This is a genomic window from Kitasatospora sp. NPDC002551 (assembly GCF_040296005.1).
Taxonomy (GTDB): Bacteria; Actinomycetota; Actinomycetes; order Streptomycetales; family Streptomycetaceae; genus Kitasatospora.
Genome location: NZ_JBEOWI010000002.1, coordinates 99,049 through 125,200, shown reverse-complemented (window position 1 = coordinate 125,200; position 26,152 = coordinate 99,049). Strand labels below are relative to the sequence as shown.

15 protein-coding genes are annotated in these 26,152 nt (G+C 75.4%); 10 read left to right on the top strand and 5 right to left on the bottom strand.

What is annotated here, in order from left to right; translation table 11 throughout:
- The first annotated feature begins 1 nt into the window (after nucleotide 1).
- From ABT093_RS02930 to ABT093_RS02890, 9 genes are all read left to right on the top strand, one after another.
- Entirely contained in the window at nucleotides 2–4,648 is a 4,647-nt protein-coding gene (locus tag ABT093_RS02930; protein WP_350559517.1) for a DUF6603 domain-containing protein, read from the top strand.
- A 30-nt stretch (nucleotides 4,649–4,678) separates the two neighbouring features.
- Nucleotides 4,679–5,899, top strand: a complete 1,221-nt coding sequence (locus tag ABT093_RS02925; protein ID WP_350559514.1) for a Kelch repeat-containing protein — start codon at nucleotides 4,679–4,681, stop codon at nucleotides 5,897–5,899.
- Nucleotides 5,896–9,210, top strand: coding sequence for a hypothetical protein (locus ABT093_RS02920; protein ID WP_350559511.1), 3,315 nt, complete (start codon nucleotides 5,896–5,898; stop codon nucleotides 9,208–9,210). Before ABT093_RS02925 ends, ABT093_RS02920 begins: the two co-directional genes overlap by 4 nt.
- Nucleotides 9,191–14,446 carry a hypothetical protein gene (locus tag ABT093_RS02915; RefSeq protein ID WP_350559508.1) on the top strand — a complete coding sequence of 1,752 codons (5,256 nt, stop codon included), beginning with the start codon at nucleotides 9,191–9,193 and terminating at the stop codon, nucleotides 14,444–14,446. Before ABT093_RS02920 ends, ABT093_RS02915 begins: the two co-directional genes overlap by 20 nt.
- Nucleotides 14,439–16,289, top strand: coding sequence for a hypothetical protein (locus tag ABT093_RS02910; protein ID WP_350559505.1), 1,851 nt, complete (start codon nucleotides 14,439–14,441; stop codon nucleotides 16,287–16,289). Before ABT093_RS02915 ends, ABT093_RS02910 begins: the two co-directional genes overlap by 8 nt.
- Nucleotides 16,290–16,515: 226 nt before the next feature.
- The gene (locus tag ABT093_RS02905; protein WP_350559502.1) at nucleotides 16,516–16,710 is read left to right on the top strand and encodes a hypothetical protein; all 195 of its coding nucleotides are present in this window, start codon (nucleotides 16,516–16,518) and stop codon (nucleotides 16,708–16,710) included.
- Nucleotides 16,711–16,782: 72 nt separating this feature from the next.
- The gene (locus ABT093_RS02900) at nucleotides 16,783–16,977 is read left to right on the top strand and encodes a hypothetical protein (protein WP_350559499.1); all 195 of its coding nucleotides are present in this window, start codon (nucleotides 16,783–16,785) and stop codon (nucleotides 16,975–16,977) included.
- A 95-nt stretch (nucleotides 16,978–17,072) separates the two neighbouring features.
- Nucleotides 17,073–18,455 carry a radical SAM/SPASM domain-containing protein gene (locus tag ABT093_RS02895; RefSeq protein WP_350559496.1) on the top strand — a complete coding sequence of 461 codons (1,383 nt, stop codon included), beginning with the start codon at nucleotides 17,073–17,075 and terminating at the stop codon, nucleotides 18,453–18,455.
- The gene (locus ABT093_RS02890; RefSeq protein WP_350559493.1) at nucleotides 18,452–20,896 is read left to right on the top strand and encodes a TOMM precursor leader peptide-binding protein; all 2,445 of its coding nucleotides are present in this window, start codon (nucleotides 18,452–18,454) and stop codon (nucleotides 20,894–20,896) included. Before ABT093_RS02895 ends, ABT093_RS02890 begins: the two co-directional genes overlap by 4 nt.
- Before the next feature lie 60 nt (nucleotides 20,897–20,956).
- On the opposite strand, the gene ABT093_RS02885 is transcribed toward ABT093_RS02890, so the two are convergent.
- The 4 genes from ABT093_RS02885 to ABT093_RS02870 form a co-directional block, all read right to left on the bottom strand.
- A complete protein-coding gene (locus ABT093_RS02885) occupies nucleotides 20,957–21,835 on the bottom strand; it encodes a 5-oxoprolinase subunit C family protein (RefSeq protein WP_350559490.1) in 879 nt (292 codons plus the stop codon).
- A 100-nt stretch (nucleotides 21,836–21,935) separates the two neighbouring features.
- Entirely contained in the window at nucleotides 21,936–22,574 is a 639-nt protein-coding gene (locus ABT093_RS02880) for a 5-oxoprolinase subunit B family protein (protein ID WP_350559487.1), read from the bottom strand.
- 9 nt (nucleotides 22,575–22,583) lie between these two features.
- Entirely contained in the window at nucleotides 22,584–23,393 is an 810-nt protein-coding gene (locus ABT093_RS02875; protein WP_350559484.1) for a putative hydro-lyase, read from the bottom strand.
- A 224-nt stretch (nucleotides 23,394–23,617) separates the two neighbouring features.
- Nucleotides 23,618–24,022 (bottom strand): hypothetical protein, encoded by a 405-nt coding sequence (locus ABT093_RS02870; RefSeq protein ID WP_350559481.1) that lies wholly within the window; start codon nucleotides 24,020–24,022, stop codon nucleotides 23,618–23,620.
- A gap of 227 nt (nucleotides 24,023–24,249) precedes the next feature.
- On the opposite strand from ABT093_RS02870, the gene ABT093_RS02865 reads away from it, so the two are divergent.
- Nucleotides 24,250–24,969 (top strand): GntR family transcriptional regulator, encoded by a 720-nt coding sequence (locus tag ABT093_RS02865; protein WP_350559478.1) that lies wholly within the window; start codon nucleotides 24,250–24,252, stop codon nucleotides 24,967–24,969.
- 106 nt (nucleotides 24,970–25,075) lie between these two features.
- On the opposite strand, the gene ABT093_RS02860 is transcribed toward ABT093_RS02865, so the two are convergent.
- Complete coding sequence (locus ABT093_RS02860; RefSeq protein WP_350559475.1) at nucleotides 25,076–26,059, bottom strand: aldo/keto reductase; 984 nt, start codon at nucleotides 26,057–26,059, stop codon at nucleotides 25,076–25,078.
- Between the last annotated feature and the right edge of the window lie 93 nt (nucleotides 26,060–26,152).

The window sequence follows — 26,152 nt, the reverse complement described above, 5'->3', positions numbered from 1 at the left end:
GATGGCCGCCGGAACCCTGGAACTGCTCGCCCGGGAGCTCGCCAACGCCCTGCGGCCGCTGGAGCAGCTGCTGAGCGCCGAGCAGCGGCAGTCGTTCCTCACGGAGCTGGGCCTGTGGCTGCCGGGCGGGCTCGGCGCCGCCGACGGCCCGCTCGGCACGATCGCCACGCAGGCCGGAGGCCTGGGCCCGATCGTGCTGCGGCTGGACGCGGCGATCGGGGACGACGTCGCCGAGCGCATCACCCTGGAGGGGGTGTCCCTGGTGGGCGCCCTGGGGCAGGTGTTCGGCGCACTCGACGCCCTGGGTCCCGCCCTGGACACCGCGGTGAGCGGCGCGCCCGGTCTGACCGACGCCCAGCGGGCCAGGATCCGGGCCGAGGCCAGGGAGCTGCCCCGGCGGATCCTCGACTGGGCGCTGCTCACCCACATCGAGGGCCGGAGCCGCAACGCGCTCGGCGTGCTGTCGCTGCTCGGGATCCTCACCGATGCCGGGCGCGCCTCCGACCCGGCGGACCAGACGGTGGTGCCGGGCCGGCGCCGTACGCTCCACCTCGACCGGCTGCCCACCCTGTTCACCGCACCCGGCGACCTGTTCCGCGACGCCTTCGGCTTCGGCACGCCCGGGTTCGACGGCGCCGAGCTGTTCCGGCGGCTCGCCGAGCACCTCCACGCGCACGGCCGGTACTTCGACCTCGAGGCACCCGCCGGCGGCCCGCGCGTGCTCGACGCCTTCCTCCTGCGGCTGACCGTCGACCCGGCCGGCCCGCTGCCCTCGCTGCTCGCCCGGGCCGACGTGGTGGCCGCCGCGGACCTGGTCCGCGAGTACCGTCCCGGTCCGCTCTGGAAGATCTCCTTCGAGGCGCGGAGCAGGTTCGCCCCGGGGCTGGAGGCCCGGGTCCAGCCGCCGCTGAGCATCGAACTCCACCCCACCACCGGCTCCCTGCAGCTCGGCGCCGCACTCGGGCTGACCGCCGAGAAGGCCGACGGCACACCGATCGTGCTGCTGGGCAAGGCCGGCGGATCCCGGGTGGAGATCCACCGCTTCACCGCGGCCCTCGGGCTGACGGCGCAGGCCGGGCCGGGCGGCAGCGCCACGGCCGAGCCCACCGCCCGCCTCGACCTCGCGGGCGGCCACGTCCTGATCGACCTCTCCCAGGGCGACGGCTTCATCAGCAGGATCACCGGCGGCGGGCGGATCGAGTCCGACTTCGAGCTGCGGGCCCTCTGGTCGCCGTCGGGCGGGCTGCGCCTGGAGGGCAGCGGCTCGCTCGACCTGGCGATCCCGACCCACCTGGAGCTGGGCCCGGTCGAGGTCACCACGCTCTACCTGAGCGTGGGGGTCGGCGCGGACGGCTCCGTGCCGCTGGAGCTCTCCGCCGCCTTCGACGCCGAGCTGGGTCCGGTCAAGGCGGCGGTCGACCGGGTCGGAGTGATCGTCAGGTCACGGTTCCGCGAGGGCGGCAACCTCGGCCCGCTGGACATCGGCTTCGAGTTCAAGCCGCCCACCGGCGTCGGGCTCTCGGTCGACACCGGGGTGATCTCCGGCGGGGGCTTCCTGTCGGCCGACCCGGCGCGCGGCGAGTACTCCGGCGCGCTGGAGCTGAAGTTCGCCGGTTTCGTCGATCTCAAGGCGATCGGCCTGATCAGCACCCGGATGCCGGACGGCACCGACGGCTTCTCAATGCTGATCGTGATCACCACCGAGTTCGGCGGCCTCGGCCTGCAGCTGGGATACGGCTTCACCCTGCTCGCCGTCGGCGGCCTGATCGGCCTCAACCGCGGGATGAACCTGCGGGCGCTCGTCGAGGGGGTGCGCACCGGCCGGATCGAGTCGGTGATGTTCCCGCAGGACGTCGTCGCCAACGCCCCGCGGATCCTCAGCGATCTGCGGGCCTTCTTCCCGCCCGAGCAGGGGAAGTTCCTGATCGGGCCGATGGCCAGGATCGGCTGGGGCACGCCGACGCTGGTGAGCGTCTCGCTGGGCGTCGTGATCGAGATCCCGGGCAACCTGGCGATCCTCGGGGTGCTGACGTGCGCGCTGCCCACCGAGGAGCTCGCGCTGCTGGTCCTGAAGGTCGCCTTCATCGGCGCGGTCGAGTTCGACAAGTCGCGGCTGTGGTTCTTCGCCCAGCTCTTCGAGTCGCGGGTCCTCACCATGACCATCGACGGCGGCATGGGTCTGCTCGTGGACTGGGGTGACAACCCCAACCTAGTGCTCTCGGTCGGCGGGTTCCATCCGTCGTTCCGGCCCCCGCCGCTGCCGTTCCCGGTGCCCGACCGGCTGGCCGTCGACATCCTGAACCGGCCCGGGGCGCTGATCCGGGTGTCCGGGTACTTCGCCCTCACCAGCAACACCGTGCAGTTCGGGGCGGCGGCGGAACTCCGGCTGGGCTTCGAGGACTTCGGGGTCGAGGGCCATCTCTCCTTCGACGCGCTGTTCCGCTTCTCCCCGTTCTCCTTCGTCATCGAGATCGCCGCCGACATCTCGCTCAAGGCGTTCGGGGTGGGGCTGTTCTCCATCGACCTGCGGTTCCGGCTGGAGGGCGTGTCGCCGTGGCGGGCGCGCGGGCGCGGCTCCATCTCGCTGCTCTTCCTGGAGATCTCCGCCGACTTCGACATCAGCTGGGGCGAGGAGCACGACACCACACTGCCGCCGATCGCGGTGCTGCCGCTGCTCGCGGGCGAGATCAGCAAGGTCGAGGGCTGGCGCACCAAGCTGCCCCCCGGCGGCGGCGACCCCCGGGTGACGCTGCGCGCGCTGCCGGAGACCGACAAGCTCGTGCTGCATCCGCTCGGCACCCTGTACGTGCAGCAGCGGGCGATCCCGCTCAACGTCCGGATCGACCGCGTGGGCGCGCAGCGGCCGAGCGACGGCCGGCGCTTCGGCGTGGCTCCGGCCTCGGACAGCGGCCTGGTCCAGCTCTCCACCCCGGACGACAAGTTCGCGATGGCCCAGTTCCAGGACATGGACGACGCGGCCAAGCTGTCCGCCGCGCCCTACCAGGACCAGGACGCCGGGCTGGAGCTGAGCGCGGAACGGGAGGCGCTCGCCTCCGCGCGGGTGGTCCGCCGCAGCACCCGCTACGAGCTGCACATCATCGACTCCCGCCGCAGTGCCGGTACCCCCGCGGGCGCTGCCGTGCGGCCGGCCCGGGCGGCGGGGGTGACGAAGGCGACCCGAGCTGTCACCGCCCCGGCGGGGACCCGCCGCGCCCGGTTCCACGACGTCCCCGCCGCCGTCTACGAGCAGTTGCTGGAGGGCAGCAGTACCAGCCGCTCCACCCTGTCGCGGCGGGACGCCGAGCGCCGCCGGCCGTTCACGGGCGGGGACACCGTGCAGCTCACCGGACAGCGGTTCGCCGTCGCCTACCGGCGCAACAACCTGCAGGCTTTCCCGCCGACCTCGGACGTCGACCGGGGCGCGACCACCTTCCGCAGCTACGCCACGGCGGCCGACGCGCTGGCCGACTGGGTCGCCGCGGACCCGGGCCTGGCCGACGCGCTGCACGTCATCCCGCTCTCGGAGGTCGCCGCCCCGCTCTCCGTGCCCGGGGCGTGGTCCGCCGCCGCTCCGCTGCCGGTGGCGGCCGCCGGGCTGGAGGCGGTCCGGCTGGTCGGCGGCACCGTGCTCGTCGCCGGCGGCGCCGACGGCACCGGCCGGGCGATCGGCTCCGCGGCCCGGTTCGATCCGGCGGCCAACACCTGGTCGGCCGTCCCGGGCCTCGCCACCGCGCGCCGCGGGCACTCCACCACGGTGCTCGACGACGGGCGGGTCCTGGTGACCGGGGGCTACGGCGCGGACGGGAAGCCGCTCGGCTCCAGCGAGGTCTTCGACCCGGTCGCCGCCACCTGGAGCCGGGCGGCCGCGCTGAGGACGCCCCGGGCCGGGCACTCGGCGACGCTGCTGAGCACCGGCGCGGTCCTGGTGGCCGGCGGCACCGGGGCACGGGGCGGCGGCGAGGGCACGCTGGACTCGGCCGAGCTGTTCGACCCGCGCACCGGAGGCTGGTCCCCCGCGAAGCCGATGACCGACGCCCGGTCCGGGCACCGCGCGGCCGTGCTGCCCGGCGGCCGGGTCCTGGTCGTCGGCGGGGCACTGGCCACCGGTGGCCGCCCGGCCCCGCTCGCCTTCTGCGAGCTGTACGACCCGGCCGCGGGCACCTGGTCCGCCGCCGGGAGCCTCACCACCCCGCGCCGGGGCCACCAGGCGACCGTGCTGGCCGACGGCTCGGTCCTGGTCACCGGCGGCGAGGCGACCGGAATCCCGGCCGGCGGGCGGTTCACCCTCGCGCCCCTGGCGTCGGCGGAACGCTACGACCCGGGCACCAACACCTGGAGCCGGCTGCCGGACATGCCCGGTGGCCGCAGCGGGCACCGGGCGCTGCCGCTGCGCTCGGGCCGGGTCCTGGTGATCGGGGGCACCGCCGGACCCGCCTTCGCCGGGGGCTTTCGCAACGCGACGCGCTACGACCCGGCCGACCACGGCTGGACCACCACCGGCGGTCTGGCCGACGGCCGTACCGACTTCGCCGCCACCGAGCTGGCCGACGGCCGGGTGCTGGTCGCGGGGGGCGTCACGCTCTCCGGCCCGGCGGCACCCGGGGAGGCCGCCGTCATCACCGCCGGCACCGAGATCCTCACGCCGTGACCACGGCCAGCCCGAAGGGTTCGACGAGCCATGACCGACGCCATGACCGACACCGCGACCGGCGCCATGACCGGCGCCATGACCGCTGCCACCACGAGTACGGCGGTCGCGGCCGGCGGCGCCTGGACGAAGTCCGGTGACCTGCCGTCACCGGCCTCCTGGTACGGGCAGTACGACGGCGCCGTCCTGCTGAAGAGCGGCAAGGTGCTGCTGGTCGGCGGCTCCGACGCCGCCTCGGCGGTCCTGACCCGCACCGCCGTCTACGACCCGGCCGCCGCGACCTGGACGGCGGGCGTCCCGCTGCGCTTCCCGCGCCGGCTGCACACCGTGACCCGGCTCGACGACGGCCGGGTGCTGATCGCCGGGGGGACGAGCGGCGCGTCGCCGTTGTCGCCCGGCCTCGCCGGCGCCGAGCTCTACGACCCGGCCGACGGCAGCTGGAAGACCGCCGCCGACATGCGCGAGGCGCGCTGGGGGCACAGTGCGGTGCTCCTGGCGGACAAGCGGGTGCTGGTGGCGGGCGGCGTCGCGGTGCGCTCCGGCGACTCCGTCAGGGCCCTGCGGTCGGCGGAGATCTACGATCCGGCCACCGACACCTGGAGCGACGCCGGGACGATGACCGACGCCCGGACCGGGCACTGTGCCGTCCTGTTCAAGGGCGGTCAGGTGCTGGTGTGCGGCGGTACCGCGCCGATCTCCGGGCACGACGACGCCTCGCTCGCGTTCTGCGAGCTGTACAACCCCGCCACCAAGGCCTGGACCCCGACCGGCAGCCTCCTGCGGCCCAGGAGCCGACACCAGGCGGTGGCCGCCTCCGACACCGCCGCGCTGGTGTTCGGCGGTGCCACCCCGGGTGCCCCGGGCGACGGCACGTTCGACCCCTTCGCCGAGCTGACCGCCGAGCGCTACGACCTGGCCACCGGGGCCTGGACGGCGATGCCGGCCTCGCCCGGGGGCCGCGGCCTCCACCGGGTGGTCCCCCTGGGCGGCGGGAGGTTCCTGCTGGCCGGCGGCACGGCCGAGCCGCGCGACGGCGTCGGCTACCGGAGCGCGCTGGTCTTCGACGACACCACGAGGGCGTGGACGGCCGCGCCCGGTACGACCGTCGGCCGCTGGGCGTTCGCCGCCACCGCGCTGGCGGACGGCCGGGTGCTGATCACCGGCGGGACGGTCCGCGCCGGGCTCGCCGCCGCCGATCCGGCGGTTCACGAACTCACCGCCACCACCGAGGTGTTCGGGGCCGCCTCGTGACGTCCAACGCCTACTCCTTCCTGCCGTGGCTGCGCGGCGGCATCGCCACCAAGATCGCCGCCGATCCGGCCGGCCCGGTCACCCGCGCCGAGATCCCGGTCCGCCTGCACCTGACCGGCGAGGCCGTCACCGGCCCGCCGCCGGAGCAGTACGTCGAGCAGAAGGTCCAGCTCTACGGCCCCGGCGACATCGTCGGCATCGATCCGCGGGTGGTCTCGCGGACCGAGCCGCGGGCCTGGGTCACCAACGCCGAGCCCAACTACCTGGCGCACATCGAGTTCTACGACGAGGACCTCCCCTGGCAGTACAGCCCGCTGGCACCCGAGGCGGACACCGGACGGCTGCGGCCGTGGCTGGCCCTGATCGTGCTGGAGGGGCCGAAGCAGACCGGCGAGCCCGGCGAGTTCACCGAGGGCGCGGCGCCCGGGCGGCCGCTGCCGTTCATCACCGTCACCGACCCGGCCGGCACGCTGCCGCCGCCGGAGCAGCTCGGCGCCTGGGCGCACGTGCACGTCGACGGGGAACTCGACGCCCCGATCGTCTCGGAGAACATGCCCGCCGCGCTGGCCGCGCTGCGTCAGGTGCTGCGCGCCAACCCCGACCGGGCCTGCTCCCGGCTGATCTGCCCGCGGCACCTGCGGCCGAACACCGGCTACCACGCCTTCCTGGTGCCCGCCTTCGAGACCGGGCGGCTGGCCGGCCTCGGCTTCGACCCGGGCGCCGCGCCGAGCGCCGCGCACTCCGCCTGGGGGCCGAACTACCCCAACCGGCAGGCCCCCGGTCAGCTCCCCTACTACCACCGCTGGTTCTTCGGCACCGGCACCGCGGGCGACTTCGAGTACCTGGTCCGGCTGCTGCGGCCCGCTCGGCCCGACTCCCGGGTGGGCCGGCGCGATGTCGACGTCCAGCGCTCGCCCGGACCGGGCCTGCCCGGGATCACCGAGCCCGCCGCGCTCGGCGGGGTGCTCAAGCTCGGCGGGGCGCTGCGGGTGCCCGACCGCGAGCAGGACCTGTGGGACAACTGGGACGGCCGCTTCCCCACGCCTCCGCCACCGCCACCGCCGGCCCCGCCGCCGCCCGTTCCGCTGCCGTACCCGCACCCCTTCCAGGAGGCCCTCGCCGGGCGGATCAACCTGGCCGACGACTACCTCGAACACCCGCCCCCGGTCGCGCACGCCCGGCTGGCCGAGTCGCTCGGTCCGGCGGGCCCGGCCGCGCCGCCGGGGCCCGGTGCGGCCGATCCGGTGATCACCCCGCCGCTGTACGGACGCTGGCACGCCCGCACCTCCCGGCTGCTGTCGCGCCGGGACGGCTCGCCCGTCCCGGCGCCCGAGAACCGCAACTGGGTGCACCGGCTCAACCTCGACCCGCGCTTCCGGATCGCGGCCAACTTCGGTACCCAGGTGATCCGGGCGCGGCAGGAGGAGTTCATGGCCGCCGCCTGGGAGCAGGTCGGCGAGGTGCTCGCGGCCAACGACCGGATCCGCGCCGCGCAGCTCGCCCGCGAGGTCGGGCATGTGCTGCACGGCAAGCACCTGGCGTCGCCGGTCCCGCCGCCGGTGCCGCCGGTGCCCGCGGCGGGAGGCGCGCCGGCCGCCGCCGCTCCCCCGCCGCCGTCCGGCCGGTCCCTGCGGCTGACGGCGCCGGCCGGCTCCCGGGTGACGACCGGATCGTCGCCGGCCGCCCGGGCCGCCGGCCTCGCCGGTACGGAGCCGGCCGAACTGGTGGCCGTCGGCTTCGAGGTGGCCCGCAGCCGGATCGCGGCCGCGCCGGTGTCGCCCCCGATGCGGCGGATCACCCGGCCGCGCTCGCGGCTCATGCGCGGACTGCCGTTCGCCGCGGCGAACCAGCCGCCGGACGCGCTGCTGCCCCGGATGGACGACCCGGCCACCGGGATCGCCGCCGCTCCGCCCAAGACCGCGCCGGCGGCGATCGTCACCCCGGACCAGCTCGCCGACGTCCTGCACCCGTCCGGGCCGCCGGCGGCCGGAGCGCGGGCGGCCGGGCCGTCCGATCCGGTGGGCGGGCTGCCGAACAGCTCGGACTTCGTGCTCAGCCTGCCCGGGGACGGGGTCGTGCCCCATCCGGGCGGCGAGGACTCCGCCGAGGCGCGGCTGTTCAAGCTGGCGCTGCGCGACCTCCACGACGGCCTGGACACCGCCGTGGTCGGCGGGCGGACGCCGGAACGCCTCCCGCTCGGCATCACGCCGGTCACCGGCACCATGCTCGCCGGGCTGAGCGCCGACGAGACCGTGCCCCGGCAGCTGCTGAGCGGGGTGCGGCTCCCGGAACGGCTCCAGCCCTTCGCCGAGCGGTTCCTGGAGGCGATGGCGTACCCGGTCATCGACCTGCCGATGTACCGGTCGCTGCTGGACATGTCGGTGGACACCTTCGTGCCCAACCTCGGACTGGTTCCGCCGAACACGATCACGCTCCTGGCGACCGACCAGGAGTTCATCGAGGCGTTCATGGCCGGGCTCAACCACGAGCTCGCCCGCGAGCTGCTGTGGCGGGAGTTCCCGACCGATCAGCGCGGCACCTCGTTCCGCCAGTTCTGGGATCCCCGGGTGGAGCCGCCCCAGCCCGGCGAGACGGCCGCGGAGCGCCGGGAGCGGCTGTACGACATCACCCGGATGGACGGCTGGACCACGGACACCGCGCTCGGCGCGCACGACAACCGCGACCTCGTCCAGGAGGAGGAACTCGTCCTGGTGATCCGCGGCGAGCTGCTCAAGAAGTACCCGACGGCCGCCGTCTACGCGCACCGCGCCGCCTGGGCGACGAACGAGGACGGCGTGGTGGACCCGAGCCTGGAGCGGGTCCTCGCCGACGTGCCGGACGGCGAGCACCCGTCCCCGGACCTGGTCAAGCTGCCGGTCTACGAGGCCGGGGTGGAGCCGGACATCACCCTGCTCGGCTTCGACCTGACGGCGGACCAGGCACGGGGGCAGCCGCCGCTGGACCCCGGCTGGTTCTTCGTGATCAAGGAGCGCCCGGGCGACCCCCGGTTCGGGGCCGACGACGGCGCGGGCACCGCCATCGAGGTGTGGAACGACCTGTCCTGGCGGGACATCGACCCGCTCGACCGGCGCTTCATCAGCCTCGACCCGGGGGTGCAGGTCCCGCTCGTCCGGTTCGACGGCTCCGAGGACGACCAGGAGAAGCGCGAGCAGCGCCGCGAGGACGCCGCGCTTCCGCTCTGGCACTCCCGGCTCAGCTCCGCGGACATCGCCTACATGCTCTTCCAGGCACCGGTACTGATCGCCGTCCACGCACAGGAGATGTTGCCCGATGCCCGCCCCGCTCAGTGACGACCTGCCGGTCCTGCTCGGCCCCGTCCGGCTGGAGACCTGCTTCACCGAGACCGAGCTGCTGATCCGGATCTTCCCGGACGAGTGGGCGGTCGACAAGTTCGAGCCCCTGCCCGGCGAGGCCGAGTTCACCGCGCTCGGCGCCTACTGGACGGCGGTGTGGCGGGCGGCCGGTGACGGCGCCGCCGAACAGGTGGCGTGGCACGAGTTCACCGGCCGGGTCCCGGTCGGCCGGGCGGCCTGGCTGCGCGCGGAACATCCGCCCGCCAACCCGTCCGAGCAGCCGGCGAACCTGCCGCGGGACACCGTCGTGCTGGTCCTCACCGGCCCCACCGCGCCCGCCGCCGCCGACCGGCAGCCGATCACCGCCTACTGGACGGCGGTCTGGCGGGCGCACGGCGACCGCGCCCGGCTGCGCGCCGCCGACGCGGCGCTGCTGGCCGCCGTCGGCCCCCAGCGGGCCCGGGTCGTCCGCGGCCGGCGGCCGGCCGGGATCGACGCCGCGCCCACCGACCCGCGCGACGGCGTCCTGGTCGCCTTCCTGGTGCTGCCGCGCCCGGCCCAGGTGGCCCGGGACTCCTGGACCAGGGCCCCCAAGGCCGCGCTGCTGCCCGACAGGTTCACGGCGCTCGGGTACGTCGGCGGCGCCCAGGTCTTCGCCGTCCCCGGCAAGCCGGTGCCCGACGAGCTGGCGGTCGGCCCCGATCCCAGCACCCCGCGCGACGAGCAGCTCAAGGTGGACGAGCGGACCGGCGCCCTCCGGGTGCCCGCGCCGCTGCGCTGGCTGACCGACTTCGAGGAGGCCGTCGAGGTCGGCATGGGCATCCGCGTCCCGCTCGACGCCCTGAACCGCGAGGGCGTGGACCGGCTGGTCGTGCTGGGTCTGCGCGAACGCGCCGACCCGCAGCAGTCCGCCCTCGAACTGGGCCGGCTGGTCACCCGCCAGCTGCGCAGTCCGGCCGGGTACGCGCTGCTGCCGCAGGGCACCCCCACCAACAACTCCGAGCAGGCACCGGCCGGCCAGGACACCCGCGAGGAGGCGGACGCCGGTCTGCGCACGGCGGCCGGGTTCACCGCGGCGGCCGCGCCCGGCGACTGGACCACCAGGACCGACGGCCAGTGCCTCGCCGAACTGCTCGGCATCGACCCCGCCGTCCTGGCCGGGGTGCCGAACGCCGACCGGACCGACCAGCGCGACGCCCGCGCCGCCAACACCGCCCTGTGGCCGGCGACCTGGGGCACCTTCCTGCAGACCACCCTGCACCCGATCGTGCCGCCGCAGGCGGTGGCCGCCACCCGCGACTTCTTCCTCCGCCACGTCAGCGGACGCGGCCCCGTCCCGGCCGTCCGGGTCGGCCGGCAGCCCTACGGCATCCTGCCGACCACCGCCTTCAGCAAGCTGGCCTGGCCGGCGGCGTCGGCCCACCGCACCGCCCTGCACCGGCTGCTGAGCGCTGCACTGGCCGACTGGCGGACCGCGGCCGGGAAGGTCGCGCGCCTCGACGGCGGCGACCCCGACCCGCACCAGCGGCTGCTGGACATCCTGGCGCTGCACCCCACCTCGGCCGAGTACCACCAGCGCTACGCACAGAGCGTCGAGGACGTCTTCAACCGGGAGAACCTCGGCGGCCTCGGGGACACCGTGCTGCCCGCGCTGGCGGACCGGCTGCACATGCCGCAGCCGATCCGCGCGCTCCTCGCCCGGCTCGGCTACCAGGTGAACCCGCCGGAGCGCCCCGACCCGGCGCTGATCCGCCGGCTGTTCGCCGGGACGCAGCACCCGCTGCTCGCCCCGCTGGTGGACGACCTCCCGCTCTCCGAGACCGACCCGGTGCACGCCTCCACGGCCGGTCCCGACCCCGTGAACTACCTGCACTGGCTGGTCCGGTACGGACGCACCGACCTGGACACGGTGCGGCTGGAGAACGGCTTCGCCGGGAACCGCCCGCCGGCCGCGCTGCTGTACCTGCTGCTGCGGCACGCCGTCCTGCTCGGCTGGGAGGACGCCGGGCGGCGCCTCGCGGTCGCCGCCGGACGCCCGGCCCCCTCCCTCGCCGACCCGCTCTTCGTGCACGTCCGCACCCAGCGGCCCGGGGAGCCGGCGGCGCCGGCGAGCGAGAGCCGGTACCGGCAGCTGTACGCCCCCGACCCCGCGATCACCCACAGCGAGGACCCGGACCTCCTGGTGCACCGGTTCGTCCCCGGCGTACTCGAATCGAGCCCGGCGACCGCGGCGCTCGCCGGCCAGCTGCGCGCCGTCGAACTGCTCGCCGACCTGCCCACCGCCCGGCTGGAGCGGGTGCTCGCCGAGCACCTCGACTGCGCGACCTACCGGCTCGACGCCTGGCTGCTCGGGCTGGCCAACGAGCGGCTGGCCGAGCTGCGCTTCGGGCCCGACGGCACCGCCGCGCCGCGCCCGGGCGTGCACCTCGGCTGCTACGGGCTGCTGGAGGACGTCCGCCCGCGCGAGTACCCGCTCGGGTCGGTCACGCTGGACGCGCAGCTCGCGACGGTGTTCGGGGCGGCCGAGATCCCGTACGACCCGGCCAACGGCGGCTACGTCCACGCCCCGTCGCCGAGCCACGCCACCACGGCCGCCGTCCTGCGCGCCGGCTACCTCGCCAACGGGACGGAGGCCGACCCCGGCTCGTTCGCGGTGAACCTGAGCTCCGGGCGGGTCCGGATCGCCCTGGAACTGCTCGACGGGCTGCGCGCGGGCCACTCGCTCGGGGCGCTGCTCGGGCGGCGGTTCGAGCGCGGGCTGCACGACCAGCACCCCGGCGTCGAGCTGGACCGCTTCCTCCCGGCGCTGCGGCGCGCGTTCCCGCTGCGCGCGGGCAAGCTCTCCGAGGTGACGCCGCAGGGCCGGGCGGACATCGACCTGATCGAGGCCCGCAACGTCGTCGACGGGCTCGAACTCGTCCGCCGCGCCACCCGCCCGCCGGCCGCCCCCACCTACCCCTTCGGCGCCCCGGACATGCCGGAGGCCTCCCCCCGCGAGCAGGACGCGATCGACGCCGAGCTGCGGCGGCTGCTCGACATCCACGACGCGCTGGCCGACCTCGCCGTCGCCGAGAGCACCCACCAGGTGCTGCTCGGCAACGCCGAGCGCGCCACCGCGACGCTGGACGCCTACGCCAAGGAGGGCTTCCCGCCGGACCCCGCCGTCGTGCGGACCCCGCGCAGCGGCGTCACCCTGACCCACCGGTTCGCCGTCCAGCTCACCGCGGGGCTCAATCCGAACGCCGGGGCCGCCCGGTTCCGCGGCGACGGCCCGCGGGCCAAGGCCGAACCCGCCGTCAACGACTGGCTGCCCGGCCTGCTGCCGGCGCAGCACGACGTGGCGGTCCGGGTCACCTGGACCGATCCGCTGGACGGGCAGCCGCGCCACAGCGACGTCACCCAGTTCGACCTCGAACTGCAACCCCTCGACCTGCTGTGGACCCTGCGGCCGGCGCGCGAGACGGCGATGACCGATCTGGACGACCGGATCCTCGGCGTCGTCGTCGCGCGCGACAAGCCGCGCCCGGACGTCCCGCTGACCATCGAGTACACCACCCGGGTGGACCGCAAGGTCACCCTGTTCGAGGTGTCGCCGCTGGTCGAGGCGCTGCGTTCGCTGCTGACCACCTCCCGGCCGCTGCGGCCCACGGACCTGGTCCCGGCCTCGGGGCCGGCCGGGGTCGACCGCTCGGCCGACGAGGCGGTCACGGTGCCCCGCGAGCGGCCCGCGGCCGTCCGCGCGGGCCTGGACGCCCTGCGCGCCCGGGTGGCCGACCACCTCACCGTGCTGACGCGGCTCTGTCCGCCCGCACCGGCTCCCGTGCGGCGCGACGAGGTGCTCGAACGGATCGACACGCTGATCGCCACCCACAGCCAGCTCGCCGGCACGGCCGGGCTGTTCGGTCTGCTGCGGAGCGGCTGGGCCGAGCTGGTCGAGTGGCGCCGGGCGGTGTTCGCCGACGTCCTGGCGGCGGTCGCCGTGGCGGCCGCGCGGATGGCGCGCTCGCTCGCCGAGGCGGACGCGCTCATCGCCCGGTACGACGCGCTGCCGGCGTCCACCCCGGCCGAGGAGCGGTACCGGCTGCTGGAGCAGGCCGAACGGCTGCTCACCACCACGCCGACCAGCCCGCGCCCGTCGGCCCCGGCCAAACTGCGCGTCGTCGTCGCCGGCCGGAGGTCCGCGTTCGACTCCCGGTTGCAGGGGCTGCGGAGGCTCGCCCGGACCACCCGCACGACGCTCGCCGCCCTGCTCGCCGACGTGCGGGCGCAGCTGCCGCTGACCGCCTTCGACCCGGTCGGCCTGGATCTGACGCCGTACGAGGACCGGGTCGTCGAGCTGGGCCGCGACCTGCTCGCCCGGGCGCAGGCGCTGCGGGCGGACGTCACCGGCCGGCTCGCCGCCGCCGACACGGCGCTCGCCGAGCACGACGCGGCGGCCACCGACCCCGACCGGGTCCGGGCCGCCACCGCGGCGCTGGTGGCGATGCTCGGCGAGGACGTCCTGGTGGTGCCCGAGTTCGCGCCCTCCGACCAGCTGGCCCAGGAGTGGAAACGGGCCCGCGCCGACAGCCCCGGGCTGGTGAAGCACCTGACGGACGACTTCGGCCGGGACTTCCCGGTGGACGACTGGGTCCACGGCATGGCCCGGATCCGGGAGAAGCCGCGGCTGTGGGAGAAGGCCGTCGCCCTGGGCGACGCGCTGCGCGGGCCCGGCGGGCTGCTGGGCAACATCCCCGGCTGGCAGGAGCCGCAGCTGACCCCGGTCCAGTTCCCCCACCGGGAGGGTGACCACTGGCTGGCGATGGAGTTCCGGGCGGGCACCCGGATCGAGGAGGACCGGCTGCTGTTCACCGCCCACTACGCCTCCGAGCCGCTGCTCGGCCCGGCCCGGCGGTGCGGGGTGCTGTTCGACGAGTGGACCGAGGTGGTGCCGGCCGAACAGGAGACCACCGGGATCGCGGTGCACTACGACGGCCCGGACTCCGAACCCCCGCAGGCCATGCTGCTGGTCGTCCCGCCGGCCCGCACCGGCGCCTGGGTCTGGGACGACCTGGTCGCCGCCGTCCAGGAGACCTTCGACCTGGCCGGGGTCCGGGCCGTGGAACCCGGCCACCTCGACGGCACCGCCTACGCCCAGTTCCTGCCGGCCACCGTCCTGTCGGCCACCCGGCAGCCGATCACCATCAGCACCGATCTCGCGATCGCCAACCTGCGAGGGAAGGCCCGTGGCTGAGCCCCGAATCGAGAACCTCCGCGAGGCGCTGGACAACCGCCGCGCGCCCACCGTCGGCCTGTGGAACCGCGTCGAGGGCAGGCCGCGCACCACCGACTTCGCGCGGGCGCTGCGCGCCGAGGTGCGCGATCCGCTGTGGATGCTCACCCGGCAGTGGCAGATGGGCGAGTTCCGCGGCACGGACGGCGGTTCGCCGGTCACCGCGACCTATTCGGTGGTCGCCACCCCGCCGAGCAGGTTCCGGCCCGCCGACGGCGCGGTGGAGGCGCTGCCCGCCGACCGGCCGCTGGAGGCGGTGGCGGAGCGGCGTCCGCTGCCGTTCGCCTTCGCCGCCGACCGGATCTCCTTCGACCTGCGGCTGGCGATCGGGCGCCGGTGGATGAAGCTGGTCGGCAGCACCCCGATCCTGCTCGGCCTGGGCATCCGCCAGAAGTACGTCGACCGCTATCCCATCGCGCTGCCCGATCCCCGGGCGGACACGGACTCCCCGAGGGTGGCGCACCCCGAGGTCTGGTCCGCCCTGCAGACGGTGGCCGGCCGCCGGATGGACGGCTACGAGTTCTACCTCGCCCTCGCACAGGGACGGCCCGCGCACGACGGGATCACCGGGCTGCTGGGCCTGCAGCGCGAGGAGCTGGCCAAGCTGGCCCGGCGGCTGACCGCCTGGTTCGACGCGCTGATCGACCAGCCGGCCGAGGACCCGGCCACCCACACCGGGAACACCGCCTGGGATCCGGCGCGCCTGGAGCACCGCTTCTCGGTCGCGGCCGGTGCGGGCGGCGGGGCGGAGAAGGTCCTCACCGCGCAGGAGTACCCGGGCGGCACGCTGGAGTGGCACGCGTTCTCCGTCGACCCGGCCGGTCCGCTCGGCGGGGCCGCCCCGCCCCCCGCGCCGCTGAACCGCACCGTGTTCCCGGCGCCGGTCCGGTTCTCCGGCATGCCGCTGCCGCGCTGGTGGGCGGTCGAGGACGGGCGCACCAACTTCGCCGCCGTACGGCCGGACAGCACCGACCTGGCGCGGCTGGTCTTCCTGGAGTTCGCGCTGGTCTACAGCAACGACTGGTTCCAGGTGCCCTGTGACCTGCCCGCCGGGACGGTGGCCTCGATCCGCGGGCTGGCGGTGACCGACGTCTTCGGCCGCAAGCTCTGGATCACGCCCGCCGGCGCGGGTGACGACGCCGCCTGGCAGCGCTGGTCGATGTTCACCCTCGACACCATCGGCGACGCGTCCGTCCCGGCGGACACCGACCTGCTGCTGCCGGCGAGCGTGCCCAAGGTCGCCGAGGGGCCGGTCCTGGAGGAGGTCACGCTGGTGCGCGACGAGAGCGCCAACATGGTGTGGGGCGTCGAGCAGACCGTCCGGCTGGCCACCGGCGAGCCCCGGCGCGGCAGCGAGGTGGCCGCCGAGATCCTCGCCCACCGGCTGGCCCTGCACCCGCCGGCGGTGCCCCCGCCGGCCGCTGCGGCGGTCCGCTACGAGGCGATGAACACCGTCCCGGAGAACTGGATCCCGTTCATCCCGGTGCACGTCCCCGGGCAGAACCGCCAGATCCGCCTGCAGCGTGCGGCCATGCTCGGCGTCGTCGACGGCGAGCCGGTGCCGGCCCGCACGGCCCTGCTGCGCGAAGGCTTCGACCAGGGCCGCGCCTACTTCGTCCACGAGGAGGAGGTGCCGCAGACCGGAACCGGGATCACCTCCTCCTTCAACCGCACCCGCTGGAGCGACGGCCGGGTCTCCCTCTGGCTCGCCACCCACCGCCGCACCGGCCGGGGCGAGGCGTCCAGCGGGCTGGCCTTCGACTTCCTGGAGGACACCGCGCCCCCGCCGGGCACCGCCGGCTGAGACCGCACGGGGGCGGGCCGGTCAGGCCCGGGGCCCGCCCCCGCAGGCTCCGTTCGGGTACGGATCCACGGCCCCGCTGGCGGTGCCACCGGCCCCGTGGTCGCATGGACCTGCGCCACGACGGAGGATTCGGTGGCGGTCTCGGCCTTCGCCAGGGTCATCCACGGCTCCTGCGGGGCCACTCACCCGTGACACGGGTGACCGGCAGAGAAGCCAGGAGCACACCATGGCAGATTTCGACCCCAGGAAACTCGCGGACACCCTCAACAAGGCCCGCCTGAGCGTCGACTCCGCGCTCACCAACCTGCGGGACTCCGGCGCCCTCGGCAACGAGCCGGTGGAGCCGCTCGAAGCCAAGGGCGGCGGCAACTCGTCCTGCACCATCAACACGGGGTGCGGCAAGGCCGCCGAGGAACAGTAGGAAGAGCCGGGTCACCCTGCGGAGGCACGCCCCCGTGACACGGGTGACCGGCAGAGAAGCCAGGAGCACACCATGGCAGATTTCGACCCGAAGAAGCTCGCGGACACCCTCAACAAGGCCCGCCTGAGCGTCGACTCGGCACTCACCGACCTGCAGAACTCCGGCGCCCTCGGCAACGAGCCGGTGGACGCGCTCGAAGCCAAGGGCGGCGGCAACACCGGATGTCACATCAACACCGGATGCGGCAAGGCTCTCGAGGAGCAGTAGCCTCCGCCCGCCGCTGACAGGTGAACAGCGCCGTGCCGGTGCGGGCCGCAGAGCGTCTGCGGTCCGCACCTCCTAGCGGAAATGGGAGCCTCTTCATGGCCAGGAAACTCTCCCGGTACCACTTCGCCAGCCCTCCGGTCTTCGACGAGCTGAGCGGCCGCACCCGGCGCGTGGTGTTCGCCACCCGCAGTGCCGAACTGCGGGTGCTGGACGAGGCGGCCTGGCAACTGCTCACCGCCGAGCCCGAGCGACTGCCCGGTGACGTCGTCGAGGACCTGACCGGGATCCACCTCCTCGTGGACGACGGCGAGGACGAACTCCGCAGCGTGGTGGACGAGAACCGGGATGCCATCGACGCCCTGGACTGCCTGTCCCTGGTCGTCACCCCGACCGCCCAGTGCCAGCTCGGCTGTGGGTACTGCGGCCAGGAACACTCGGCGCGCTGGCTCTCGCCGCACCACCAGGACGCCTTCGTCCGCCAGGTGGCCCGGAAGCTGGACGCCTCCCCCTACCGGGAGGTGGACCTGTGCTGGTTCGGCGCCGAACCGCTGGTCGGCATGACGGTGATCCGCGAGCTGACGCCACGTCTGCGGGCGCTCGCGGAGGAGCGGGGGTGCTCCTTCGGGGCCCGGATCATCACCAACGGCCTCGCCCTCGGCAAGCGGATCGCACGTGAGCTGGTGGAACGGCACGGTGTGGCCTCCATCGACATCACGCTCGACGGGACGCCCGAGTACCACGACGCCCGCCGGGGGACGAAGAGCGGCAGCCCCACCTTCCGGCGGATCTTCGCCAACCTGGTGGCGCTGGCCGAGTCGGACCTCGCGGTCCGGATCAACCTCCGGATCAACGTGGACGAGTCCAACTGGCAGGGGGTCTCCCCCCTGATCGACATGCTGGCCCGGGCCGGGCTCCAGCACCGGGTCGCCTGCTACTTCGCCCCGATCCACTCCTGGGGCAACGACGCCCACAAGAAGGCCCTGTCGGCCCGGCAGTTCGCGGACCTCGAAGTGCAGTGGCACGCGGAACTCGTCCTCGCCGGCTTCCCCGGCCGACTGGTGCCGGGGCGCCGACGGATCGTGTGTCTGGCGGTGCAGAAGGACGGCGTCCTCGTCGATGCGAACGGCACGCTGTTCCACTGCACGGAGGCGCCCTACGTGCCCGGCTACGGCGAGCCCGACGCGATGGCCATCGGCACCGTCGACGCGGGCGAGGACCCGGAGCGCCGCACCGCGCTCTCGCTGTTCAACGACGAGGTCCGGGCGGGCGCCTACAACTGCTCCTCCTGCGCGCTGCTCCCGGTGTGCGGAGGGGCGTGCCCGAAGCTCTGGAAGGAGGGAATCCCCCCGTGTCCCAGCACACTTCTCAACATGCCGGAGCGGCTCCTCCTGGTCCTGGCGTCCCACCGGATCAACGCGGAACGGACGACGCCGACGGGCGCGGGCACGACCACGGCCACGACCACGACGGCGTCTTGACCCGGGGCGGGGTGCGGCTGGCCGAGGACGCGATCGTCCGGGGCACGGACCGCGGGCTCGTCATCGGCGACGACCTGGGCACCCACCTGCTCGGCGACCGCGACCTGGGGAGGTTCGCGGCCGGGCTGCTGCCCCTCCTCGACGGCACCCGCCGGCGGGACGAGATCGCCAGGTCGGCCGGCGGCGGACTCGCGGCGCACGCCACGCAGTTCCTGGAGCTGCTCGACGCCCGGGGCCTGCTCCACGAGGGTGCCCCGCAGGGCCCCACCGGGTCGGCCGGGCCGCGGCCGCCGTTCCTCCCGGGCGCGGCTCCGGACGCCGAGCGCCGTCTGGCGGCGGCCACCGTCACGCTGTACGGCCGCGGGCCGTGGGGCTCCGAGGCCGTGCGCCACCTCGCGCGGGCGGGCGCGGGACGGATCGTCCTGGCCGACGAGGAGGACACGGACGAGGACGGGGGCGAGGACGGGCACGGGGAGGAGGACGGGGGCGGGGAGGGCGGGAACCAGCGCGCACGCCCCGTCGACCCGGCCCACCGCGACCACCAGCCGCGCGAACGCGCCGAACTCCAGCGGCTCCTGACGGCCGAGGCGCCGCACTGCGAGGTCCGTTCGATCCCGGTGGACCGGCTGGGATCACAGCTCGCCGGTGTCCCGCCGACCCCGGGCCTGCTGCTGATCGCTCTGCGGAGCTCGGACGTCCGGCGCCACCTCGGCATCGCGCGCCTCGCCGGGGCGACCGCGACGCCGCAGCTGTACGCGACGCTCAAGGGCCCGGAGCGGATCGTCGGTCCGCTGGTCGTGCCGGATGCCTCGGCCTGCTGGAACTGCTGCCGGCTCCGCGAGACGGCCTGTTCGGCCGTCCCCTGGGCCGAACGGACGGTCCAGGCGGCCCGCGCCGGCCGCGTGCTGCCCTCGGCCGTCGCGGCCGACACCGACCCCCGGTCCGCCGCCCTCGGCGCCGAACTCGCGCTCGTGGCCCTGCGGTTCCTGACGGCACCGGACACCGCGCCCGCCGGGGTGCTGCGGGTGCACAACAGCCTGACGGGCGGGACGCGCGAGCACCGGGTGCTCCGGATGCCACGCTGCGAGGTGTGCGGCACCCCGCCCCGCGCCGCGGCCCCGGCGACGACCCGCCCCCGCACCCACGCCCGCACCCTCACCCGCCGGACCGCCCCGATGACGGTGCACGAGTTGCGCGAGCACCTGGTGGATCCGCGCGTGGGCGTGGTGCGCCGAGCGGGCACGCTGCGCAGCGACGTCTGCCCCACGCTGGTCCGCGCGTACGCCGTCCTCGGCTGCTACACGGAGGACGCGGACCTCCGGGACGGGCAGGTCACCAGCCCCGGCGCGAACGAGTGGTGCGGCGGCCGGGCGTTCACCGAGGACGAGGCGCTGACCGGCGCGCTCGGCGAGGCCGTCGAACGCTACTGCGCGGCCGTGCCGCCCGCCGCCGCCCGCACGGCCCGGGCCGGCGAGCTGGACGGCGAGGTGCTCGACCCGCGCCGCCTGGGCCTGTACTCGCCCCGGCAGTACGCCTCGCCCGGCTTCCCCTACCGCCCCTACGACCCGCGGACGCCGTACACCTGGGTGCGGGGCGCCTGGCTGGACGGCACCGGCGAGGTGTGGCTGCCCGCCGACCAGACCCACTACCTGGCCGGGGGCGGTGTGCTCGCCCAGGTGACGACCAACGGACTCGCCGCCGGACGCGGCCACGCGGACGCCGCACACCGGGCCACGCTGGAACTCGTCGAACGCGACGCGCTGCTGAGGGCGTGGTTCACCCGCACCCCGCCGCCCGCCCTCGACCTCGGCCCCGGTTCGCAGGGGGCGGGCGGCCAGGTCGCCCGGCTCGTCCAGGACCTCGGAGCCCATGGGCTCAACGTCCGCTTCCATCTGCTGCCCGCCGCGGGCGGCGTGCCCGTGGTGCTCTGCGTCGGACTCGGCGACGGCCGCCGCTGGCCCGCCGTGACCGTCACGTCCGCGGCGCATCCCAGTGGCCGCACGGCCGTCGTGAAGGCGGCGCTGGAGCAGGCGCAGACCGTCCTCGCCCTGCGCGCCGAACTCGAAGCCGGCCGCCGGCCGCCGACCCGCGACGCGGAGGTGGTGACCTTCGTCGACCACGCCCTGCGCTACGCCCGGCCCGGCGCCCGTCGCCGCCTCTCCTTCCTCACGGCCGGCACCGATGTGGTCGACCTGCGGAACCTCCCCGACCCACCGCCGGCGGAACAGACGACCGCCCGGCTGGCCGCCCGCCTCGGCACGCCCGTGGCCATCGCCGACGTGACCTCCGCCGACCTCACCGCCACCGGCCTGCGGGTGGCCCGGGCCCTGGCCCCGGGCCTCCAGCCCCTGCACTGCGGCGCCGGGCTGGAACGCCTGGCCGACGCCCGCCGGCGCTACGGCGCCCGGGCCCCGCACACCGCCCCGCACCCGATGTGCTGAGTGCCCGGCGGAGCCGGTCGGGACGGCGGGGTGACCGGCTCGGCGTGGCCGCACGGCCGGTCACCCGGGGCGGAAGCGCAGGGCCTGGCCGGGGCGGGTCTGGGCGGCGAGCGGGAGGTCGTCCTCGTGGACCGTCGCGATGACGGGGTAGCCGCCGGTGACCGGGTGGTCGGCGAGGAAGAGGATCGGCTGCCCGTCCGGCGGTACCTGCAGGGCGCCGGGGACCGCGGCCTCGGAGGGCAGTTCGCCGGTGCGGGCACGGTGCAGCCCCGGCCCGGTCAGCCGCATGCCGACGCGGTCGCTGTGGTCGGTGACGCGGTAGGGCCCGGAACACAGCGCGCCGAGGGACTCGGGGGTGAACCAGGCGTCCCGGGGGCCGGGCAGGATCCGCAGGACGGGCTCGGCGGGCAGCGCGCGCTGGGGGGCGAAGTCCGCCGCGGGCCAGCCGGCGGTGAGGTCGCCGACCGGCAGGAGGTCGCCGGCCGCGAGCCGGGCGGGACCGATCCCGGAGAGCGTGTCGGTCGATCGGGAGCCGAGGACGGGCGGAAGGTCCACGCCGCCGCGAACGGCGAGGTAGACCCGCAGGCCCTCGGACGGGACGCCGATGGTCAGACGGCTGCCGGGGGCCAGCCTGACGGGGGCGTTCAGATCCACGGCGCGACCGTCGGCGTGGGCGTGGCAGGGCGCACCGGTCAGGGCGATGGTGGCGTGGTGGCCGACCTCCAGGACGAGCCCGCCCAGGGGCGCCTCGATGGCCGCGGCCTCCTCCCGGTTGCCGACGAGCCGGTTGGCCAGGCGCAGGCTGCGGCGGTCGGCCGCGCCGGAGCGGCCGACACCGAGCGCGGCGCGGCCGGGGCGGCCCAGGTCCTGGACGGTGGCGCCGAAGCCGGGGTGGATCACTCGTACGCGGCGGGTCGGGGGCGCGGGGTCGCCGGTCATCGGGATCTCCGTGGGGTGGTGGTCGGGTGCGGCGTCGTCGACGGTGGGTGGGGCCGGGCCCGGGCGGGCGGCCCGGCCGGGGTGCCGCGGCGGGCTTGCCTCAGGGGCGCGGCGGGCCGGCCGGAGTGAAGCGGACGGCCGTGCCGGGTACGAGCGGTGTCGGCGGGTCGGCCTCGGGGTTCCACAGGGACATGCCGGTGGTGCCGAGCAGGTGCCAGCCGCCGGGCGACTCGCGGGGGTAGACGCCGGTGAACTCGTCGGCGAGGGCGACGGCGCCCGCGGGCACGCGGGTGCGCGGGACGGCGCGGCGCGGTACCCGTAGCGTGGGGTCGGCCCCGGTCAGGTAGGCGAATCCGGGAGCGAACCCGCAGAACGCCACCCGGTAGGTGGCGGCGCAGTGACGGGCGATGACATCGGGGACCGTCAGGCCGCACAGACGGGCCACTTCCGCGAGGTCCGCACCGTCGTAGCGGACCGGGATCTCGACGGTCCCGGCCCCGGTGGTGGCGGCGGCTCCGGTGGCGGCGGCCGGAAGGTCGATGGCGCGCAGGGCGGCGGCGAGGCGGTCGGGGCCGGTGGCCCCGGGGTCGTAGCGCACCAGGACGGTGCGGGCGGCGGGAACGAGTTCCAGCGTGCCGGGCAGCGGGTCGCCCAGCAGCGCGGTGTGCAGCCGGGCCGCCTGGTCGAGGTCCTCGACCTCGACCAGCAGCGCCCGGCTGCCGTACCGGAGAATCTCCATGGCGGCCGGTCAGCCCTTCTCGGCGACGAGGTAGTCACGGTCGAACCTGTCGGTCACGAACATGTGCCCCGGCGAGTGCGTGATCGCGAAGGGCGGACGGGAGGCCATCAGGGCCGACTGCGGGGTGACGCCGCAGGCCCAGAACACCGGGACGTCGTCGGGGCCGATCACGGCCGGGTCGCCGAAGTCGGGCCGCCCCAGGTCCGCTATGCCGAGCTCGGCGCTGGAGCGCTCCCCGGGCTCGCCGACGGCCACCGGGGCGCCGTGCACGGCCGGCATCCGGGCGGTGATCGCCCGCGCGGCGGCGACCAGGTGCCGGGGGATCGGGCGCATCGAGACCACCATCGGGCCGTGCAGCCGTCCGGCGGGAACGCAGGGCCGGGCCGTGCGGTATATCGCGACGTTGCGGCCTTCGGCGACGTGGCGCAGCGGGATGCCGGCCTCCAGCAGCGCGGACTCGAACGTGAAGGAGCAACCGATGAGGAAGGTGACGAGGTCCTCGCGCCAGTGGGCGGTGACGTCGGAGTGTTCCTGCCACCGGCCGTCGTGCCAGACCCGGTAGCGCGGCAGATCGGTGGCGAGGTCCGCGCCGGGGGCCAGGACGCTGGTGCGGGCGCCGGGAGCGGTCTGTTCGAGGACGGGGCAGGGCGCGGGGTTGAGTTCGGCGAAGCGGGCGACGTCGGCGGCCCAGTCCGCCGGCACGCTGATCATGTTGGCCTGGGTGCGGCCCAGGCACCATCCGGCGGTGGGCGCCGCGGTGCCGGCCCGGAACAGCTCCCGGGCACGGGAGGGCGCGAGGGCGGCGTGGGTCTCGGTCATCGGGAGGGATCTCCTTCGTCGGCGGGTCGGGGTCTCGCGGCAGGGGGATGCCGGCGCGGGGCGGACCGGTGGGGAGGGGGCGGGACGGGAGCGTGAGAGTGAGGGCGCGTCCGGCGATTGGCGTCGGATCACCGGGCGGCTCCCCGGTCCGGTGGCCGGGCGGCGCCCCCGTGGGTACGGGCATCGCCCGGCGGGCGTGGTCGGCGGGACCGGCCGGACGGGCCCTAGCGGGGAGAGGAGTCCAGCAGGGCGGCCAGTGTGGTCATCGGCGACAGCGGGCCGAGAGCCGCGGCCAGGCCGAAGCCGTGGACACCGAACCGCACTCCCACCGCCAGGTGGCGGGCCGGCCCCTCCCCGCGGCTGACCGACAGGCTCAGACCGCGGGCGCCGGCGGTGCGGTAGCGCCCGGCGAACAGCGAGAGCGGGCCCGTCAGGATCAGCCGGCCGCCCAGGGCGAGCCCCAGAACACCGGCGGCGACGGCCAGTCGCAGGAGGGGGTGGAGGTCCAGCCCCGCGTCGATCAGTACGGTGGACAGCGCGGCCGCGACCGGCGAGCGGTCGCCGCCGGTGGTGCGCGCGGGGCGGCGGACGCGGCTGCGGCCCCGGAAGCCCTGAGACGGTCGTGGCATGGTCGTTCCCCCAACTGCGTTGCGGTGAAAGCCCTTTCGCCATCGACAGTGGCAGCCCCCCGAACCGGCCCGCAAGGCACCGTCGGCACCCGATCCACTTTCGTCGGAAAGTGGACAACTCACCAGGAGGATTGTTGAACAATCGCATTGTGCCGCCGACCACCTGACGGGACGCCGCGACGGGTGGTACGAAGGTGCGGAACGAGTGACGAGCCGGGAGGGGCGCCGTGGACAGCCGAGCGGGCAGTGGAGCGGGCAACGGAACGGGCGGCGGGGCCGAGGACTGGGCCGAGGAACTCGCTCAGGCGGGCTGGAGCAGCAAGGCGGAGCACATCGCGGCGATCCTGCGCCGACGGATCGCCGAGGGCAAGCACCTGCCCGACGTCAGGCTGCCCGAGGACACGATCAGCAAGGGACTGAAGGTCTCCCGCAACACCCTGCGCGAGGCGTTCCGCTTGCTGGCCCACGAAGGGGTCGTCGAACACCGGCACGGCCAGGGCGTGTTCGTCCGCCGGCTGAGCGTGGCCGACGTGGTCGACCTGTACCGGCTGCGCCGGGTGGTGCAGCCGGCGGTCATCAGGGACCTCAAGAGCCGGGCCGTCGACCTCGCTCAGGTCCGGGCGGCCGTCGAGGAGTTCGAGGCGGCCGGGACGGAGGCCGACTGGCGGGTCCTGGGCACCGCCAACCTCCGCTTCCATCTGGCGCTCACGGCGCTGGCCGGCAGCCGCCGCCTGGACGCGCTGATGAGCCGGGTCCTGGCCGAGCTGCGCCTCGTCTTCCACGCGGTGTCCGACCTGCGCGAGTTCCACGTCGCGTACGGCACGCGCAACAGGAGGATCCTCGAACTGATCGACGCGGGGGCGCTCGCCAAGGCGGCCAACGAGATGAGCGCCTATCTGCGGGATGCGGAGCGCGATCTGGTCGAGCGGTACGCCGCGGCCCGGTGACGGCCGGCCCACCGGGAGGACGCTCCCGCCGATCGTCACACGGTCCCGGCCCGGGGCGTCAGGGTGTCGGGGCCTCAGGGTGTCGGGGCCTCAGGGCGTCAGGGCGTCACCAGCGGTCGTGGACCGACGGCCGGATGCGCTCGTCGTAGAGCTCGCGGATCGCGGCCAGCGTGCGCTCCGGGAGCGGGGGGAGGTCGGCGGCGGCGGCGTTGGCGACGGCCTGGCCGGGATTGCGGGCGCCCGGGATGACGGTGGTGACGCCCGGCTGCTGGACGATCCAGCGCAGGGCCGTCTGCGCGGCCGTCGCACCGCCGGGAACGAGCGCGGCGAACGCGGCCGCCGCCTCGACGCCGGTCGCGAAGTCGACCCCGGAGAACGTCTCGCCCTGGTCGAACGCCTCGCCGTGGCGGTTGTAGGTGCGGTGGTCGTCCGCGGCGAACCGGGTCCGGGCGGTGTACCGGCCCGAGAGCAGGCCGGAGGCCAGCGGCACCCGGGCCAGGATGCCGACCCCGGCCGCGGCCGCCGCCGGCAGCACCCGCTCCAGCGGCTTCAGCCGGAACGCGTTCAGGATGATCTGGACGGAGGCCACCCCGGGCCGGGCGATCGCGGTCAGCGCCTCGGCGCAGGTCTCCACGCTGACGCCGTACGCGGCGATCCGCTGCTCCGCGACCAGGGTGTCGAGCGCGTCGTACACCTCGTCGTCGGAGTACACCGGGGTGGGCGGGCAGTGCAGCTGCACCAGGTCGAGCCGGTCCACCCCCAGATTGGCACACGAACGGTCCGCCCAGGCCCGGAAGTTCGCGAGCGTGTAGTGCTCCGGACGCTGCTCGACCCGGCGGCCGAACTTGGTGGCGACGAACACCTCCGCGTCCGGCCGGCCCTTCAGGTAGCGGCCGATGAGCTGCTCGCTGCGACCGTCGCCGTAGACGTCGGCGGTGTCGAAGAGGGTGACGCCCGCCTCGACGGAGGCGTCCAGGACCGCCAGGGCGTCCTCCTCCCGGACGTCGCCCCAGTCCGCACCGAGCTGCCAGGTGCCGAGTCCTACCACCGAGACGGGCCGGCCGGTGCGGCCCACAACGCGCTGTTCCATGCGTCGACCCTCTCACAGCACCCGCCGGGCCGGACGAGGGCCCGCCGCCCGCCGCATGTTCGTACAACTCAAGGCGTTCGTCCTACGTACAGC

What these genes read in the sequence shown, in the direction of transcription:
- ABT093_RS02930 (WP_350559517.1), top strand. Translation starts at nt 2, where the DNA reads ATGGCCGCCGGAACCCTGGAACTGCTCGCCCGGGAGCTCGCCAACGCC.
- ABT093_RS02925 (WP_350559514.1), top strand. Translation starts at nt 4,679, where the DNA reads ATGACCGACGCCATGACCGACACCGCGACCGGCGCCATGACCGGCGCC.
- ABT093_RS02915 (WP_350559508.1), top strand. Translation starts at nt 9,191, where the DNA reads ATGCCCGCCCCGCTCAGTGACGACCTGCCGGTCCTGCTCGGCCCCGTC.
- ABT093_RS02905 (WP_350559502.1), top strand. Translation starts at nt 16,516, where the DNA reads ATGGCAGATTTCGACCCCAGGAAACTCGCGGACACCCTCAACAAGGCC.
- ABT093_RS02900 (WP_350559499.1), top strand. Translation starts at nt 16,783, where the DNA reads ATGGCAGATTTCGACCCGAAGAAGCTCGCGGACACCCTCAACAAGGCC.
- ABT093_RS02895 (WP_350559496.1), top strand. Translation starts at nt 17,073, where the DNA reads ATGGCCAGGAAACTCTCCCGGTACCACTTCGCCAGCCCTCCGGTCTTC.
- ABT093_RS02885 (WP_350559490.1), bottom strand. Translation starts at nt 21,835, where the DNA reads ATGACCGGCGACCCCGCGCCCCCGACCCGCCGCGTACGAGTGATCCAC.
- ABT093_RS02880 (WP_350559487.1), bottom strand. Translation starts at nt 22,574, where the DNA reads ATGGAGATTCTCCGGTACGGCAGCCGGGCGCTGCTGGTCGAGGTCGAG.
- ABT093_RS02875 (WP_350559484.1), bottom strand. Translation starts at nt 23,393, where the DNA reads ATGACCGAGACCCACGCCGCCCTCGCGCCCTCCCGTGCCCGGGAGCTG.
- ABT093_RS02870 (WP_350559481.1), bottom strand. Translation starts at nt 24,022, where the DNA reads ATGCCACGACCGTCTCAGGGCTTCCGGGGCCGCAGCCGCGTCCGCCGC.
- ABT093_RS02860 (WP_350559475.1), bottom strand. Translation starts at nt 26,059, where the DNA reads ATGGAACAGCGCGTTGTGGGCCGCACCGGCCGGCCCGTCTCGGTGGTA.